Here is a 16,936-nt window from a genome sequence, read left to right as displayed (position 1 = left end):
CAATAAAAATTGGTTCACCTCTTGGTGAACCAATTTTCAACCATTTTCTCTTTCATGTTCTTCGTCTAACAACATTCTTTCACCTTTTATTTTTTGAATATCTGAAATGTCTTGAACAACTTCCAAAACTCCAAAGTACTCACCTTTTTTATCGTACACCGGGAAGTACCTAATGTACAGGTATTTGTCGTGATAATGAATCCAAAAATCCGCCGATTTTCTTCTTTTGGCTCTAAAATCGTCCAATATCTTTTGAACTACATGGACACTCTTAGGGGGATGACAATTTTGAACTTTTCTTCCCAAGTCCAGTTCCACTCTTGGAAATGCATGTTGTTTTCCCATTGGCATGTTGAAATACGTTACCACATCATTTTTGTCCACAAAAGTTATGTCCAATGGGATATTGTCCAATATGTAAAGTAACGTTTCGGTATCGAGATCCTCAAAAAGTTCTTGAGTGTCTATCTGATTTGGTTCATTCATCTTCTAAAACCTCCTTTGGCAATTCAAAATATCCTAATCTATCTGATTCACGTTGAATGTCTTCCCAATCTTTTTCACTCAAAATGTCGAGTGCAACATTGTAAAGGATTTCTTGTTCTTTTTGCGTGTGTTTAACAAACACCTCAACAAGATAAGTAAATGCTCCTTGAAGCTTATCTACAAATTCATTGTACGGAATGTTTGAAATATCGCTGAGCAATTTTTCAATGTACTTTCTTCTTTCTTTCATCTTTGAATGCTCATCCCACATAATTGCTGGTGGCTCTTCAACACCATACTTTTCAAGAACTGGAAAGAGCGTGTTTTCCTGGCGTACGTCATGATTTTCAGATTCACTTAGGTGTTTCATTATACCATTCAATTTTTCTATGAGATCTTTGGCATCTTCGTAACCATTTCTTTCTTTCAACTCTCTCGATATCCTTAAACCATCCTCAAACCAAAACATCATGGCATCGTGATCTTTTATGAATCTCCACAGCGGATGCGTTTTTTCTATTTTTCTTCTGGAATTCATTAACTGATCTTTGAAAAGTTCTAAATGCACGTCGCAAGCTTTCATGAGATCTTGAATTGAATAACCCTCTCTTGTCAATTCAGATTCCGCTATGGCAATTACAACTGGATTAGCCTGGCTGACAATTTCTTTAAATTTTTCTTTTATCTCATCAACATTTTCACCCTCTTCAAAGAGTGCTTTCATCAAAGCTTTGATCTGTTCTTTAACATTGTTGGCTTCGCTGATTCTTTCTTTAAATCCTTCTCCATTTCCCATTTCGCCGCTTTTAACCCCATTTTCAAGCACAGAGATCAACTCTTCAAAAGTCATACCGTGTTTCTTTGCCATCTTTGCAAGCGTTATCTTTGGTGCCATTAACTGGACTACGATAGCGTTTTTTAAAGATTTAAATTTTGGATTTTTTGCCAAATATTCTGGTGCGCCTGGATAATCAGCCAGGACCTCAGAAAATTTGGTGCTCTTTTTATAAGGTAACATTTTTCTTTCCTCCTAAACTATACTATTTTTGTCTACTTTTATTTTAACATTTAAAAATTCCCATGTCAATGATTTTTGGAAAATATGCGAATTCTCTATCTGAAAATTTAGAAGTATAATTAGAACTGGTAGTGCAAAGCAAATAGATTGCGCATTTTGAAAGACTCCACAAAAAATCCAAGAAGGAGGCAAAATATGGAATTTCTAAACGTTCCACTTCCTCAAAGTGTTTTAAAGCAAGAAGGCAATGGAAATTTTGAAGAAGCTTTGCAAATCGTGAATTCGCTTTTGAAAAAAGACCTTCCAGCAATGCTTAGGAAAAGGCTTGAATACGAACCTGAAAGAATACGAAGGCTTATCGAAGATTATCCTTACAACGAAGAAGAGGCAAAGGAGAAGTTATCTTCCATGGGAATTTCAGAAGATGAGTTTGAAAATCTTTTGAAAACAGGAGATATCGATTACATAATTGTTGAAGGAAAAAAGAAATTTGAAAGGAGATTCTTGGAAAACTTCGCTTTCAAATTCCCCAAATACAAAAAACATGACGACGAACGTGAGGAAATAACCAAGTTGGTGAATGAAAGAATAGACGAATTGCTAAACGGAGATAAACCCAAAAGGTACAGGGTAGGCGCCGAAATAGCCGTAACCCTCACAAAAGATTATAAGGGTGAGAAGTTAAGATGCTGGCTTCCGATTCCCAAAGTGGAAAATCCTTTAGAAAGTTTGGATTTTGTGAAATGTGAAGGCGATGAAGGCAACTGTAAGATCTCTCCCGAAAACTTTCCAAGCAGGACGGTGTACATGGAAGGTTCTGCAAAGGCTGGTACAACTTTCAAGGTGAAATTTGAATACGTCTTGCACGAACAGATCAATCATGTGGATCCTGACAAGGTGAAAGAATCTCACAAACAAGTCGAATTTTTGAAGGAAAAGCCTCCACACATCATCTTCAGCAAATACCTTGTGAATTTAACGAAAGAAATTGTGGGGAATGAAAAGAATCCCTATCTCAAGGCCAGTTCAATTTACGATTGGATGACGAGAAACATAGCGTATTCGTACATGAATCCGTACTCGATCTACGATGGATCACTTGCCGAGTTCGCGGCGGTTAATTTGCGTGGAGATTGTGGCGTGAAAGCATTGCTTTTCATCACGATGTGTAGAATAGCGAATATTCCGGCAAAATGGCAATCTGGATGGTTTATTTCTCAAAAAGGGGCAAGTCCACACGATTGGGCGTATTTTTACGTTGAACCTTACGGATGGCTACCGGCAGATCTTTCTTTTGGCGGTGCAAGAAAGGACAACGAAGAGAGAAGAAAATTTTACTTTGGTAATATGGACGCTTTCAGAATGGTGGCAAATTCGGAGTTCATGGCTCCTTTTTATCCACCAAAAAAGCATGTTCGATCTGATCCCTACGACAACCAAGTGGGAGAATTGGAAACGAAAAGTCAGAACATCTATTACGATGGGTTTAGTTATGAGATAAAAGTTTCTCGATTTGAAAAGCTTGAAGACATATAAATTCGTTTGGACGAATAAAAGCATTTGTACTATTTGTGTACAATTTGAGATTCTAAGCAATATGGTGTATATGTTGAAAAAATGTTATAATTTTGAAACAAGGAGGGATTTATGCGTTTTGACATCGTTGGAGCTGGAAGAGTGGGAAAAAATTTCGCCAAATTTTTGGTAAGTCATGGCCACGAAATTGGTCATGTGGTGAATTCTTCTCTGGAATCTTCAAAAAAAGCTGTGAAGTTTATAGGAGAAGGAGTTCCAGCTTCCATAGAAGAAGTTGGAAAGTGCGATGTTATCTTAATTGGAACGCCAGATGATAAGATAAGAGAAACGTTTTTGAGATTTTACAAGAGGATAAGAGATGTAAAGGCAGTTGGTCACTTCAGTGGAGCCTACTCTTCCTATCTTCTACGTGAGTGCGATTCCCTTGAAATAGGAAGGTTTTCCATTCATCCAAACGCTTCTTTCGCCGAATCGAATTTTTGGAAGAATTTCTCAGATATTTATTTCGTGGTTGAGGGTAATCAAAGTGGAAAGGAACTTGTAACTTCTCTCTTTTCCTCTTTGAATTTAAAGTACGGCGAAATAGATAAAGATAAAAAATTGTTTTATCATTCCGCAGCTGTTTTTGCTTCAAATTTTGTTGTCGCTCTCATGGCAATTTCTAGGGATCTCTATTCCCTTTCCGGTCTTGACGAGAATTTGGCGAATGGAATTTCAACTTATTTGGCCAAGCAAGCGGTAAAAAACGTTGAAAAATTGGGAATAAAAAATGCTATAACGGGTCCGGTGGCAAGGGGAGATACGCGTCTTGTGCACGCAGAAGAAATGGTTTTGCAGGATACTTTACCGGATGTGGGAGCGATTTACAATAAATTTGTGAGGGTACTAAAAGAAAGGGTGATCGAAGATGAACGTGAAAAAATTGATGGCAATGAAGAATAAAGTCCCGATCACCATGGTAACAGCCTACGATTACTTCAGTGCAAAAGCCTGTGAAGAAGTGGGAATGGATATCATACTTGTTGGAGATTCACTGGGAAACGTTGTCCTTGGTTACAATTCCACTTTAAACGTGAAGATGGAAGATATAATTCGTCACCTTTCAGCGGTAAGACGTGGTGCTCCAAATTCTTTCATAGTGGCAGATATGCCATTCATGTCATATCAAGTGTCCGAAGAAGAAGGAATGAGAAACGCCGGTAGGCTCATTCAAGAAGGCGCCAACGCCGTGAAACTTGAAGGTGGAAGGAGAATAGCGCCTCTGGTAAAAAAACTCGTTGATATGGGAATACCGGTGATGGGTCATATTGGACTAACTCCACAATCCGTTAACCAAATAGGGGGCTACTTTGTTCAAGGAAAAGGCAGAAATTACGAGCAGGTAATCGAAGATGCAAGGATTCTGGAAGAAGCGGGGACGTTCTCAATCGTGTTGGAACTTACCACCGAAGAAATGGCCAGAGCTATAAGTGAAAGTATTTCAATTCCAACTATTGGAATAGGAGCTGGACGCTACTGCGATGGTCAGGTGCTCGTTTGGCACGATTTACTGGGAATAAACGATGAAAAGAGGATGAAATTCGTCAAGAGATATGCGAATCTTTCTTCTCAAATAAAAGACGCCCTTAAGCTTTACATAAAGGACGTAAAGGAAAAAAGATTTCCAAGTGAGGAACACGTTTTTAAGGATGATGAAAGATGACAAACTCAGCAACTCCAATTGTGAATAACTTTAGCACTTTCTTCTTTTCGTACGGTGTGAAAATAATAATTTCCATAGCCGTTTTTATCATCACGTACTACTTTGCACACTACACTTTTAAAATATGGCAAGTAACGGCGAAGAAGATGAAAAGGCCTCTAAGATATCCCAATACGACTTACACATTGTTAAAAGTCGCATTTTTTTCCATTGCTGGTCTGATAGTACTTGGGATCTTCAACATAAACCTGTGGCCAATACTGGCAAGTTTAGGAGTTGTAGGTTTGATAGTAGGTCTTGCTTTGCAACAACCGTTGGGTAATTTTTTTAGTGGCGTTATGATATTCATAACGGATGCCGTGAACGAAGGAGAAGCATTGGACATTGGAGGAATAAGTGGCGTAGTTTATGCCATTAAACTGAACCACACAGTTGTGGATACATGGGATGGTAAAAGAATATACATACCGAATACCACTGTTTGGTCTTCGAAAGTCACAAAGTTCTGGCCGAAAATCGCGAGAAGGATTGACATGCAGATAGGTATACCTTACACCGTTACTTCTCAACAACTTGGAGAAGTTTCATCCATTTTGGAAAAGGTCATGGAAGACGAACCGTTAGTTTACAAAGGGAATAATTACTCAAAGGATAAGAATTATGGACCCGTAAGCAACTTTGTTACTTTTAACGAGTTTGGTTCATCTTCCATAAATTTCACGATGCATTTTTGGGTTTTACGTAATGACTATTTTGCAGCTATAGAAAAGGTGGCAATAGACGTTTATCAAGCCTTAAATGAAGCTGGAATAAGTATGCCCTACGATCAATTGGACGTTCACGTAGATGGAAAGCTTGAAGCTGTGAACTTTAAAATGGATGAGAAAGGGGAAGAAAAAAACTAAATGGAGATATACTCCTACGATGAGGTGAGTTCGACAAACGACGTGGCAAAAAAGATGATAAATATTTTGAAGAACGGAGATATCGTGTGGGCGCTTTCACAAACAGCTGGAAGAGGAAAAGGAGAAAGAAAGTGGTATTCGCCCAAAGGCGGATTGTGGTTTTCCGTTGTTTACAAACCACAAAAATTGTGTGAGGATCCAAATATATACACGAAAATGGCATCGGTAGCGGTCGTGAAAATCCTCAAGAGGATGAAAATAAAGAATGTGGGCGTGAAATGGCCTAATGATATTTACCATAACAGAGATAAACTTGGTGGAATTTTAACCGAAATATTCACGAAGTCACATGAAAACGTAGTTATTATAGGGATTGGATTAAACGTCAACAACATGCCTCCAGAAAATGTGGAAAACGCAACTTCGCTTTTTAAAATAACGGGAGTCAATCTGAGCCTTTCTCAGCTTTTGAAAATGATCTCGGCAGAAATGCAAAGATTGTACAATTTCATTACCCTGCGCAAGAGAAATGTCATAACAAATCTCTGGCGAAACAACATGATCGTAAAAAAGGGGCATACCATAAAGGTATCCGACTTTTCAGGAAAAACTTACGAAGCAAAGGTTGTAAAAGTGCTTTCCGATTCTTTAATTGTTGAAAGAAACGGCATCAAGGAAAGAATTCATCCTTCCGAGATCTCCATATGATACATGATATCAAGAAAAAGTTTTCAGGGTTCTCACAGCCTCAGAGGGATTCTCAGAACCAAAAATATAACTTCCCGCGACCAAAATATCTGCTCCGGCTTTTATGATTGGAATGTAAGTTTCAGAGTTAACTCCCCCATCCACTTCTATTTGAAAAGTGAGCCCTCTTTTCTTTCTGTATTCGTCCAATTCCCTTATTTTGTTCAAAGCGTTGGGAATGAATTTTTGCCCTCCGAAGCCGGGATTTACACTCATAATGAGTACCCCGTCGATATCCATAATTATTTCTTTCAAACATTCAACTGGTGTATGTGGATTGAGGGCCACAAAAGCTTTTGTATCCTTTTCTTTTATTCTTTGGATTAACCTGTGAAGATGATAAGTTGCTTCGTAATGAACGGTAACCACGTCTGAGAATTCGCAAAAATCATCCACAAAATCTTCAGGTCTTTCGACCATTAAGTGAGAATCCAAAGGAAGTGATGTTACCTTTTTCAACGCACGCCCGACACCCATTCCGAAGGTCAAATTTGGAACAAAATGTCCATCCATTATGTCAAGGTGAAGGTAATCCGCCACTTCTTCCACTTTTTTCACGTCGGATTCAAAATTCGCAAAGTTTGCGGAAAGTATGGATGGAGATACCATTATGTTTTTCATTGGCGTTCTTCCCCCTCGCTTTCATGCAATATGTTTATATAACTTTCATATCGGCTTTGCGCTATTTCTCCTTTTTTGACCAGTTCTTTTACATGACAACCAGGTTCCGCATCGTGGACACAATCGTCAAAGAGACACCCTAACGAAGCCGCTTTTATCTCTGGAAAGAGTTCTTGAACTTTCAAAGGATCAAGATTTTGGAAATTCATGGTTACAAATCCAGGCGTATCCACAACAAATCCTCCATTTTTCAATTCCATGAGCGAAGCGGATGTCGTTGTGTGCTTTCCCATGTTGGTCGCTTGAGAAACGCTACCGGTTTTCAAATTAGACTTCAATATGGAATTCAGCAAAGAAGATTTTCCCACACCTGAAGGCCCGGCAAAAACAGAGATGTGGTCTTTCAAGTGCTCTTCAAGTTCTTCCACGCCTTTCATGGTGTATGCGCTTGTCAATACGACATCGTAATGTGCGTAAATAGACTCGAATTCCTTTATTTCTTCTTTCGGAGTGATATCTATTTTGTTCAGCGCTAAAACTACGTTGACATCTGAAAGCTCAACACCGGCAATTATTCTATCAATCGTCGACCACGGAACATTTGGCTGTGATCTCGTTAGCACGACAACTACCGTATCAACATTTGAAACACGTGGCCTTTTCAACGTGATAGTTCTTGGAAGAATCGACTCTATACGACCTCTATCGTGGGAGAGTATGTATTCCACTCTGTCTCCCACCATGGGTTTTATGTTGGAAAGCTTAAACCTCCCTCGTAAGGTACACAAGGTGGTTAAGTCCTCATCTTCATCTCTCACAACGGCAAAATTAGAATAAAACCTCGTTATTATTCCCCTTCTCAAAGCGTTCTCCTTCTCAGCTGTCCACAAGCGGCATCTATATCCGACCCTTTTTCCGCCCTTATAACCGCTTCCAGGCCATGCAATTTCAAAAATTCTTCAAATTCTTTGGCTTTACGTGGAGGTGTTCTCTTGAATTCACTTTGAGTATCGTTGTAAGGAATAAGGTTGACGTTACATTTTATATCTTTCACAAGTTCTATAAGCTTTTTGGCATCTTCAATGGAGTCATTGAAACCATCGAAGAGAATATACTCAAAGGTTACCCTTTTCCCCTTTACGGCTTGATAACTCTTAATTGCATTCATCAAAACGCTTAAAGGATATTTTTGGTTTATTGGCATTATCTTAGAACGTTTTTCATCGGTAGGAGCGTGCAAAGAAACCGACAGCACCACATCCAGAGGCTCGTTGGCGAGTTTCTCTATTCCGTCCACAACGCCTGCCGTGGAAATGGAAATCCTTCTTTGGCTTATTTTCAAAGCTTTTGGATCGACCATGACACGTATGGCTCTCATGACTTCATCGTAGTTCAACATTGGCTCTCCCATTCCCATGAAAACCACATTTCCTATTCTCTCTTTTTCGCTTCTTTCCATTCCAAGTATCTGGGCCAATATTTCTCCCGATGTGAGATTCCTTACGAATCCAGATCTACCTGTGGCACAAAATTTGCAACCCAAATTGCAACCCACTTGTGAAGATATGCAAGCGCTTATCCTGTCAGGATATCTCAGCAAAACGGATTCCACCGTGCTTCCGTCCTCATACTTCCATAGAAATTTTACCGTTCCATCTTTCGAGGTAACCTTCGTAACCAATTCCGGAAAGGTTAGCTTGAATTTTCTTGAAAGCTCTTCTCTTAATTTCTTGGACAAGTTCGTCATGACCGCGAAACTTGTGGCTTTCTTTTTATATATCCAGTCAAAAATCTGCGTTGCCCTGTATTTTTCCAATCGTTCATGCTCAAGCTTTGCCTGTAACTCTTTATAATCGTAATCTAAAATATTCTCCATCCTTCGATCACACCTTCACGATTTTGGATATGTAAAACCCTTCCATGTATTCAAGAAGCTGAACGCCAAATCCGTTAAATTCGAAATTGTATTTTCCTTCAAATGGATCGACGATTTTCGCATCATCATGGGAATTTGCAAAAACACTGACAACATCATCCGTTTCCAACCTCGTAACGGTACACACGGAGTATATAAGTGTACCACCTTTTTTGAGTAAATTCCACATCTTTTCCATCATTCGAAGCTGGATGGCTGCCTTTTTCCTCACATCTTCTTCTTTTAGACGAAGAAGTACGTCAGGATGCTTTCCAACCGTTCCAAGCGCGCTGCAAGGCGCATCCAACAGTATTTTGTCGAACGAACTTTTCAGGCGCGAAAGCTCACCTTTTAAAATGTCAACAGACCACAATTCGTTCGGCATCAGATTCATTCGTCTGAAATTGGAGAGCGCTATTTTACGCTTTTCCTCACTTATATCGTTGTAAATAACGTTCGAATTCGGAGAAATCTGGATGATATGCGAAGTCTTGGTTCCAACTCCACCACAGGCATCTAGAATCTTTTCACCTTTCCGGGGCGAAAGTGCCACTGCCACCATTTGGGAAGATTCATCTTGAAAGGTGAACATTCCTTCTTCAAACAACTTACCTTTGAGATCTCTTCCCTTTAAGCACTTCAAACCCCACGGCGAATACTTCATTTCTTCGCATTCTACAATAGATGACAAATTCCTTTTCAAATTTTCTCTGGATACTTTCACGCTTCTCAGAGAAAGTGGATGGGAAAGCGTATTTGCCAGAAAATATTCAAAACCTTCCCCCAGATCTCTTTTCAGCATTTCGTACAGCCAATCGGGAAGAGAAGTTCTCTTTTCCACATTGCCTTTTCTTGCGGCGTTCCTCAAAACGGCGTTCACCAACCCTTTGAATTTCACAGGAGCAAGGTTGGTATACTCGTTGACGGTTGCGTAAGCCGGGATTCGGAGAAATTCTATTTCGTACAATCCCAGCCTGAGTATGTCTTTAACCCTTTTTGGAGTTTTAGACGGCTTCTTAAGAAACTTTTCAAGAGATTTATCTATAGAGGGAAGAAAACGTATCGTTCCATACACGAGTTTACGAACGAGATCTCTGTCCTTTTCGTTCAAACCATCGGTCGTTTTCCACATCTCTTTAGGAAGAAAAGCGCTCTCCACTCCGTTTTCAAAGATCTTAAGGGCTATTCTTCTCGCCTTCACCTGTTATCCACGAACCCTGCTATTAGTAACATTCTAAGGAGCTGTAACGCGGACATTGCAACGGCTGCAACGTAGGTCAGAGCGGCTGCGCTGAGAACTCTCTTTGCCATCGTAACTTCGCTTTCATTCATGACGACAACGTTTTTGAGCATCTTCAACGCCCTGTGCGAAGCATCGAGCTCAACTGGTAAAGTTATAAGGGTAAAAAGCACGAAAAAGCTGAAAAGGATTATTCCAACTTTCAACAAAAATCCGTTGGAAAGTATCAAACCTAAAAAGAAGACAATCCAGGACAAACTTGATCCTATATTTGCCGTTGGAACGACGGCATCCCTTACCACGAGTGGAACGTAATGGTGAGAATGCTGCACGGCGTGTCCCACTTCATGGGCAACAACTCCTAATGATGCGACTGACCTGCTTCTGTAAGTTGCATCGGAAAGTCTTACCACGCGACTCCTGGGATCGTAATGATCTGTGAGTTTACCCGGCACCGATTCAACATTAACGTCAAACAAGCCGTTAGCATCTAACAACATGCGTGCCAACTGGGCACCCGTAAGATTTGTAGAAGATCTTACCATTGAATATTTTCTAAAGGTGGATGAAACTTTTGCTTGTGCCCAGACCGCAAGGATGATGGCTGGTATGAGTAATATCATGGTTGGATCGAAGAAAAAATAAGGAAAAAACATCAATCAAACACCTCCACCATAAAATTCTAACACAGATTTTATTGAAAATATCCTCATATTGTACGTGAATGTTACAAAAATCAATTTTTTCGAGGTCCTGCCAGAACGGATTCGCTTTGACAAGTACTCCAAGTATGAGATTCAATCGCTTATTAACATCGACGCACAAGTCGAAAATATCCTTCGTTTTTGAGACTTGAAAATAAAGAAAGAGTTCAAATCGTTGATTTTCTGTGAAAAAAGGTGTATAATGATTATGAGAAAAAAATCACATATTTAAAATATAAATTTGAGAATAAAATCATTATAATTTTCACACGCTCTGGGATGGAGGGAAAAACCTAACATCGAGGAGGATAAAAAGTGGGGAAACAATTGGGAGAAAAAAGACGTTTGGGCGTTGTTGCGATCATGGTTGGAGATCGTAACAGCGCCTATTTTCATGTGAATCAAATTCTTCATGAGTTTGGTGAAATTGTGGTTGGAAGACTTGGAGTACCTTATCGTGAAAGAAATATCTCCATTATGGCACTTTTAGTAGACGGAAATACAGATGAAATTGGGGCTCTAACAGGTAAACTTGGTCGAATTAAAAGCGTGAATGTTAAAAGCGCTTTTATCAAAATTCAATGAAATTTGAGGTGATTCCCATGATTACGGAAAGTTCCTGGATAAAAAAAGTCGTAAAGGAAGAAGAGTACAAAAAGTACATGAATGGTGAAAAAGATTTCATAAATGACGATGAAATAATGCAAAAGATAGAAGAAAACAAAAATGCAGAACCTTCGAAGATAAGGGATATTATGAAGAAATCTTTGGAGATTCAAACTCTTTCTCCAGATGAAACGGCTGCGCTTTTAAATGTGACAAGTCCACTTTTGTGGGAAGAGATATACGACACGGCTGCAAAGATTAAAAGAAAGGTGTACGATAATCGTGTTGTAACATTTGCTCCGCTTTATTGTAGCAACTACTGTGTGAACAATTGCCTTTACTGTGGCTTCAGGCGCGACAACAAAGAAGAGGTTAGAAGAAGACTTACTTTGGAAGAAGTAAAAAAAGAAGCGGAAGTATTGGCAGGAAAGATAGGACATAAGAGACTTATCGTGGTTTATGGAGAACATCCCCTGTCTGATGCCAGATACATAGCGGATACAATTCAAGCAATTTACAGTGTAAAAGTTAAAACAAAGAATGGTTATGGAAGCATAAGAAGGGTTAACGTCAACGCCGCTCCAATGTCAATAAAGGATCTTTCTACGCTAAAGGAAATTGGCATAGGCACTTATCAGGTTTTTCAGGAAACTTATCATCATGAAACTTACAAAAGGGTTCATCCCTTTGGAACTTTGAAGTCCAACTACCAATGGAGACTTTATTCGATGCATAGAGCCTTTGAAGCCGATGTGGACGACGTGGCAATAGGGGCACTTTTCGGTTTATACGATTGGAAATTTGAAGTGATGGGACTGCTTTACCACGCTATAGAGCTTGAAAAACGTTTCGGTGTAGGGCCACACACTGTTTCCTTTCCTCGTTTGACACCCGCAAAAAATGCCCCTTACATCCAAGAAACGAAGTACAAAGTCTCAGACGAGGATTTTAAAAAATTAATAGCGGTTATACGCCTTTCAATACCTTACACGGGCTTGATCGTAACAGCGAGGGAGCCTGCAAAAATAAGAAACGAAGTGATTCCAATGTGTACTCAAACCGACGCTTCGACGAGAATAGGAATAGGAGCGTATTCCTTATTGGAAAAGGAAAGAGATCAGCGGCTTGATAGGCAACAATTCATGATTGGGGATGATAGAGAACTCGATACGGTTGTAAAAGAGCTTGCTGAAATGGGATACATTACTTCTTTTTGCACAGCTGGTTACAGATGTGGACGCACGGGAAAGAACATAATGGAACTCTTAAAAAGCGGAAAAGAGGGAAGTTTTTGCAAGTTAAACGCCATTCTCACGTTTCAGGAATGGTTGGATGATTTTGCAAGCGAAGAAACAAAAAGAGCAGGCGAAAAAATTATAAAAAGGGAGATGGAAGAAGTTAAAAAGAGTGCAACGCGTGCTTATTCTTCTCAGGTTGTTGAAGAATTGGAAAATTATTATGAGAGGATCAAAAATGGAGAAAGAGATTTGTATTTCTGAATTGAAAAGGCTTTCTCACCTTTACGATATTGAAATTACCGTGGCCAAGAGAGCTGGGCGAAGATGGTCATACGTTGTGAGTGCAGGGGAAGAAAAGCTTCTTCCAAGTCAAATAATAGATCGATTTAAAGGGTATGCTCTTTTTGTGGAAGGAAAAGATTTTAATAATGAGGCGGTGGTGAATGCGTTTAGGAAAATCATTGAAAAGATTAACGCACAGAAAGGTGGCTGAGATTTTAAATGGTAACTTCTCTGAGAAATTGAAAGATATCGCAAAAAAGGCTGTCAATGAAAAGCCATTTTCTAAAAGCGAAATCGTTTACCTCTTGAATCTGGAAAAGGAAACGAATGAAAGGAAAGCAATGTTTGAGCTGGCAGATGCGATTAGAAGGGACACAGTTGGCAGAATAATATCCATAAAGGGAATCATAGAATTTTCCAACTATTGCACGAGAAATTGTGCTTACTGTGGAATAAGGGTAAAGAGTAATGTGAAACGTTACAGAATGGATGTTGAGGAGATAATTGAAACCGCTGTAAGAATTTCAAAATTTGGTGTTGACACCATAGTGCTTCAGTCTGGCGAGGATCCTTATTACACCGCTGACAGGATAGTGAGAGTTGTAAAAGAAATAAAGAAGTTTACTGCTTTACCAATTTCACTTTCAATAGGTGAAAGAAGCGTTGAAGAATTGAAAATGTTTAAAAAGGCAGGAGCTTCTAAGTACCTTTTAAAGCAAGAAAGTGTAAACCGGCGTGTATTCGAGAAGGTTCATGGCTTTGATTACGATGAACGGATAAATCTTTTAAAAGCTCTGGTTTCGTTGGGGTACATAACTGGTGGAGGGAATATAATCGGTTTGCCCGGGCAAAGCATTGAAGATGTAGCCGACGATATTCTATTCATGAAAAAAATAGGTGTTAAAATGGCCGGCATAGGCCCTTTTATTCCGACAAAAGGGACTCCATTGGAAAAGCATCCTTTCGGAAGCGTAGATTTGACTTTAAATACCTATGCATGCACACGCTTGGTTATACCCGATGTGTTCTTACCTTCCACGACTGCCATTGGAAGCGTGAGTGCCGAATTGCAATACAAAGGTTTGGATGTTGGATGCAACGTTATAATGGTTAATTTTACTCCTACAAAGTATCTTGAAAATTACGCCATATACGATAACAAGAGAAACGTGGAGTTCTATCAAACGGTGAAAGATCTTCTAAATTCGGGAAAGAGACTTTCACCAAGAGTATTGAGAGCTTTTAACAAGATAAAAAAGGAGAGAGAAAATGAAAACGCCAGAATCTTATAGAAAACACGTGATATTTCTTGGAAAAAGAAATGCCGGGAAATCTTCGCTTTTCAACGCTTTCATAGGATCTGAAATAGCCATTGTTTCTGACTATGCAGGTACGACAACGGACCCGGTTTACAAATCCATGGAGCTCTCACCAATTGGCCCTGTGGTTTTGATCGATACCGCCGGTCTTGACGATGAAGGATACATCGGAATGCTAAGGGCTTCTAAAACAAAAAACGTTCTTTACAAAGCGGATGTAGTTTGTATAGTTGTCGATTCAAATTGGAGTGCTTTTGAAGATAAAATCGTTGAAGAATTGAAAAAGCGAGAGATACCTTTCGTGGTTGCTTTCACAAAATCAGATTTAAGCTCCAAAGATAAAGTGATGGAATTTGTAAGATCAAAGGGTTACGATTGTTGCGCCGTTTCCAAGTTTGATAAATCATCTATTGACAGATTAAGAGTGCACATAGCGTCGAAAATCAAAAATGACTACGAACCTCCCTTGATCGAAGATCTTGTTGATGGAGGGGATATAGCAGTACTTGTAGTGCCAATAGATCTTGGAGCTCCAAAAGGAAGACTTATAACACCTCAGGTGGAAGCAATAAGAGAATGCCTTGACGCCGAAGCAATTCCAATGATAGTCAAAGAGAGAGAACTTCGTTGGGCATTGGAAAATCTTAAGCGGAAACCCAAAATGGTTGTAACCGATTCTCAAGCAGTGATGAAAGTTGTAGCAGACGTACCTGAAAATGTGCTTATGACGACTTTTTCAATTCTTGAAGCAAGACACAAAGGAGATCTTTTTGAACTTGTGAAAGGGGTGGACGCCGTTTTAGAGCTCAACGATGGAGACAAAGTGCTTATGGAAGAGGCTTGCAATCATAGGAGTTTAGCGGATGATATAGCACGCGTTAAGATACCACGCTGGATGACGAATTTTACCGGAAAGAAATTAAAGTTTTCATTTCACTCGGGTAGAGAATATCCAGACGATGTGAGAAAATACAAGTTGATAGTTCATTGTGGAGGATGCTTAATTACTCGCAATATGATGTTACGAAGAATAGAAGAAGCAAAAAAATTTGGTGTTCCAATAACCAATTACGGTGTTATAATTTCCTACTTACATGGGGTTTTAAAACGCGTTTTGCAACCTTTTCCGAGGGTGCTTAATTTATATGAGGAGATTGAGAAAAAGCATGCAAGAAATGCGCAAAGAATTTGATAGTTTAGGATGTGTTTACGTTCCTCAAAATGTATACTACGGTGCATTTACAGTTCGGGACACTCAAAATTTTCCGCCCTTGAAAAAAGTGCATCCCTATTTAAGAGATGCCATGGCGGATGTGAAATGGGCGTGTGCTGAGACAAATCGTGAACTTGGATTGCTGAAAGAGAAAATGGCTAACGCTATAAAAACGGCGTGCGATGAAATAAAAATGGGAAAATTCGATGAGTATTTCATTGTAGATCCGTTAAGTGGTGGAGCAGGAACGGCTATAAACATGAATTTTAATGAAGTTATAGCGAATCGTGCCACTGAATTAATGGGTGGAAAATTGGGTGAATACGTTGTTCGTCCCTTAGATCATGTAAATCGTTCGCAGTCTACCAACGATGTTTATCCGACCGCCATAAAGGTTGGAGCCATAAGATTACTCAGGGAACTGGTAGAAAAAATAGTAAAGTTGCAGGAAAGCTTACAAGAAAAAGAGCGGGAATTTGCAGATGTCGTTAAAATAGGAAGAACAGAGCTCCAAGAAGCCGTTCCGATGACACTTGGGCAGGAGTTTGGAGCGTGGGCGGAGGCCATATCGAGAGATAGATGGCGTTTGTACAAGGTGGAAGAAAGAATACGTTTTGTAAATCTTGGAGGAACTGCAATTGGAACTGGTATAAATGCCCCAAAGGAATATTCTTTCGAGGTCGTGAGAAATTTATCGCGGCGTGTGGGACTTGGATTGGTGAGGGCTGAAAATCTAATCGAAGCAACTCAAAACATGGATGTCTTTTCTGAAGTGCACGGCCTTTTAAAAACGTTGGCAACTAATATCGTAAAAATATCAAATGACTTAAGGTGGCTTTCAAGTGGTCCAAAGAGCGGTATAGGTGAAGTAAAACTGAAAGCCGTCCAGCCTGGAAGCTCCATAATGCCCGGAAAGGTGAATCCTGTTCTCTTAGAATACGCTGCGCAACTGTCAATGAAGGTGATCTCAAATGATGTGGGAATAAACCTTGCCGTTTCGTCTGGAAACCTTGAGCTTAACGCTTTTGTTCCTCTAATTGGAGATTTGCTTTACGACTCTTTCGATTTGCTCAAGAGAGCCGTTGAAGGTTTGAAAAAATGCGTAGATGATATTCAAGCGGCAAAAAAAAGATGTCTTGAAGAGGTTACCCAAAGTCCCATTCTTGCCACCTCTTTAGTTCCAATCCTTGGGTATGAAAAAGTTTCTCAACTGGTAAAAAAATCTTATGAAAGTGATATTCCTATTAAAGAACTATTGTTGAAAGAAGGAATTTCCACGGAAATCATCGATGAAATTTTGGATCCAATGAAAATGGTAGAGCTTGGTTACTTCGTAGATGAAAATATTTCTAAGAAGGAGAAATGAAGATTTCGATCAACGATAAATTTGAAAAAAGATGAAAT

At 39.5% G+C, this 16,936-nt stretch carries 18 protein-coding genes; 11 read left to right on the top strand and 7 right to left on the bottom strand.

Annotated features, from left to right (window positions below; all coding sequences use genetic code 11):
• Positions 1 to 36 precede the first annotated feature (36 nt).
• On the bottom strand, positions 37 to 486 hold the full coding sequence (locus tag ACXJIN_RS00555) for a PAS domain-containing protein (protein WP_456398594.1): 450 nt from the start codon (positions 484 to 486) through the stop codon (positions 37 to 39).
• Positions 479 to 1,504 (bottom strand): DUF438 domain-containing protein, encoded by a 1,026-nt coding sequence (locus ACXJIN_RS00550; protein ID WP_456398592.1) that lies wholly within the window; start codon positions 1,502 to 1,504, stop codon positions 479 to 481. The genes ACXJIN_RS00555 and ACXJIN_RS00550 overlap by 8 nt, the downstream gene beginning before the upstream one ends.
• Before the next feature lie 195 nt (positions 1,505 to 1,699).
• Between ACXJIN_RS00550 and ACXJIN_RS00545 the strand changes: the two genes are divergently transcribed.
• The 5 genes from ACXJIN_RS00545 (at position 1,700) to ACXJIN_RS00525 (ending at position 6,355) form a co-directional block, all read left to right on the top strand.
• A complete protein-coding gene (locus tag ACXJIN_RS00545; RefSeq protein ID WP_456398590.1) occupies positions 1,700 to 3,040 on the top strand; it encodes a transglutaminase-like domain-containing protein in 1,341 nt (446 codons plus the stop codon).
• 111 nt (positions 3,041 to 3,151) lie between these two features.
• Positions 3,152 to 3,982 (top strand): Rossmann-like and DUF2520 domain-containing protein, encoded by an 831-nt coding sequence (locus tag ACXJIN_RS00540; protein ID WP_456398588.1) that lies wholly within the window; start codon positions 3,152 to 3,154, stop codon positions 3,980 to 3,982.
• The gene (gene panB, locus ACXJIN_RS00535; protein WP_456398586.1) at positions 3,948 to 4,742 is read left to right on the top strand and encodes a 3-methyl-2-oxobutanoate hydroxymethyltransferase; all 795 of its coding nucleotides are present in this window, start codon (positions 3,948 to 3,950) and stop codon (positions 4,740 to 4,742) included. The genes ACXJIN_RS00540 and panB overlap by 35 nt, the downstream gene beginning before the upstream one ends.
• Positions 4,739 to 5,647, top strand: a complete 909-nt coding sequence (locus tag ACXJIN_RS00530) for a mechanosensitive ion channel family protein (RefSeq protein ID WP_456398584.1) — start codon at positions 4,739 to 4,741, stop codon at positions 5,645 to 5,647. Before panB ends, ACXJIN_RS00530 begins: the two co-directional genes overlap by 4 nt.
• Positions 5,648 to 6,355, top strand: coding sequence for a biotin--[acetyl-CoA-carboxylase] ligase (locus ACXJIN_RS00525; RefSeq protein WP_456398582.1), 708 nt, complete (start codon positions 5,648 to 5,650; stop codon positions 6,353 to 6,355).
• 9 nt (positions 6,356 to 6,364) lie between these two features.
• Here the strand turns inward: ACXJIN_RS00525 and rpe are convergent, their stop codons facing one another.
• From rpe to ACXJIN_RS00500, 5 genes are read right to left on the bottom strand one after another with little or no spacing between them, the layout of a single operon-like run.
• A complete protein-coding gene (gene rpe / locus ACXJIN_RS00520; RefSeq protein ID WP_456398661.1) occupies positions 6,365 to 7,006 on the bottom strand; it encodes a ribulose-phosphate 3-epimerase in 642 nt (213 codons plus the stop codon).
• 5 nt (positions 7,007 to 7,011) lie between these two features.
• Positions 7,012 to 7,878: a ribosome small subunit-dependent GTPase A gene (gene rsgA / locus ACXJIN_RS00515; RefSeq protein ID WP_456398580.1), complete on the bottom strand. Its 867-nt coding sequence runs from the start codon at positions 7,876 to 7,878 to the stop codon at positions 7,012 to 7,014.
• Positions 7,875 to 8,891, bottom strand: a complete 1,017-nt coding sequence (gene rlmN, locus ACXJIN_RS00510) for a dual-specificity RNA methyltransferase RlmN (RefSeq protein ID WP_456398578.1) — start codon at positions 8,889 to 8,891, stop codon at positions 7,875 to 7,877. The genes rsgA and rlmN overlap by 4 nt, the downstream gene beginning before the upstream one ends.
• 7 nt (positions 8,892 to 8,898) lie before the next feature.
• Positions 8,899 to 10,131 carry a transcription antitermination factor NusB gene (locus ACXJIN_RS00505; RefSeq protein ID WP_456398576.1) on the bottom strand — a complete coding sequence of 411 codons (1,233 nt, stop codon included), beginning with the start codon at positions 10,129 to 10,131 and terminating at the stop codon, positions 8,899 to 8,901.
• Positions 10,128 to 10,826: a zinc metallopeptidase gene (locus ACXJIN_RS00500; protein ID WP_456398574.1), complete on the bottom strand. Its 699-nt coding sequence runs from the start codon at positions 10,824 to 10,826 to the stop codon at positions 10,128 to 10,130. The genes ACXJIN_RS00505 and ACXJIN_RS00500 overlap by 4 nt, the downstream gene beginning before the upstream one ends.
• 363 nt (positions 10,827 to 11,189) lie before the next feature.
• Here ACXJIN_RS00500 and ACXJIN_RS00495 point away from each other — a divergent pair, with 363 nt between their 5' ends.
• The 6 genes from ACXJIN_RS00495 to ACXJIN_RS00470 are packed head-to-tail and all read left to right on the top strand — an operon-like array spanning position 11,190 to position 16,898.
• Entirely contained in the window at positions 11,190 to 11,459 is a 270-nt protein-coding gene (locus ACXJIN_RS00495; protein WP_456398573.1) for a TM1266 family iron-only hydrogenase system putative regulator, read from the top strand.
• A gap of 17 nt (positions 11,460 to 11,476) precedes the next feature.
• The gene (hydG, locus tag ACXJIN_RS00490; RefSeq protein ID WP_456398571.1) at positions 11,477 to 12,979 is read left to right on the top strand and encodes a [FeFe] hydrogenase H-cluster radical SAM maturase HydG; all 1,503 of its coding nucleotides are present in this window, start codon (positions 11,477 to 11,479) and stop codon (positions 12,977 to 12,979) included.
• Complete coding sequence (locus ACXJIN_RS00485) at positions 12,954 to 13,211, top strand: hypothetical protein (RefSeq protein WP_456398569.1); 258 nt, start codon at positions 12,954 to 12,956, stop codon at positions 13,209 to 13,211. The genes hydG and ACXJIN_RS00485 overlap by 26 nt, the downstream gene beginning before the upstream one ends.
• Positions 13,162 to 14,292, top strand: coding sequence for a [FeFe] hydrogenase H-cluster radical SAM maturase HydE (gene hydE / locus ACXJIN_RS00480; RefSeq protein ID WP_456398567.1), 1,131 nt, complete (start codon positions 13,162 to 13,164; stop codon positions 14,290 to 14,292). Before ACXJIN_RS00485 ends, hydE begins: the two co-directional genes overlap by 50 nt.
• Complete coding sequence (gene hydF / locus ACXJIN_RS00475; protein ID WP_456398566.1) at positions 14,270 to 15,511, top strand: [FeFe] hydrogenase H-cluster maturation GTPase HydF; 1,242 nt, start codon at positions 14,270 to 14,272, stop codon at positions 15,509 to 15,511. Before hydE ends, hydF begins: the two co-directional genes overlap by 23 nt.
• Positions 15,486 to 16,898 carry an aspartate ammonia-lyase gene (locus ACXJIN_RS00470; RefSeq protein ID WP_456398564.1) on the top strand — a complete coding sequence of 471 codons (1,413 nt, stop codon included), beginning with the start codon at positions 15,486 to 15,488 and terminating at the stop codon, positions 16,896 to 16,898. Before hydF ends, ACXJIN_RS00470 begins: the two co-directional genes overlap by 26 nt.
• Positions 16,899 to 16,936: the final 38 nt, after the last annotated feature.

Source organism: Mesoaciditoga sp., assembly GCF_054006115.1.
The sequence above is the reverse complement of the archived record's forward strand: the minus strand, read 5'-3'. Positions and strand labels throughout refer to the sequence as shown.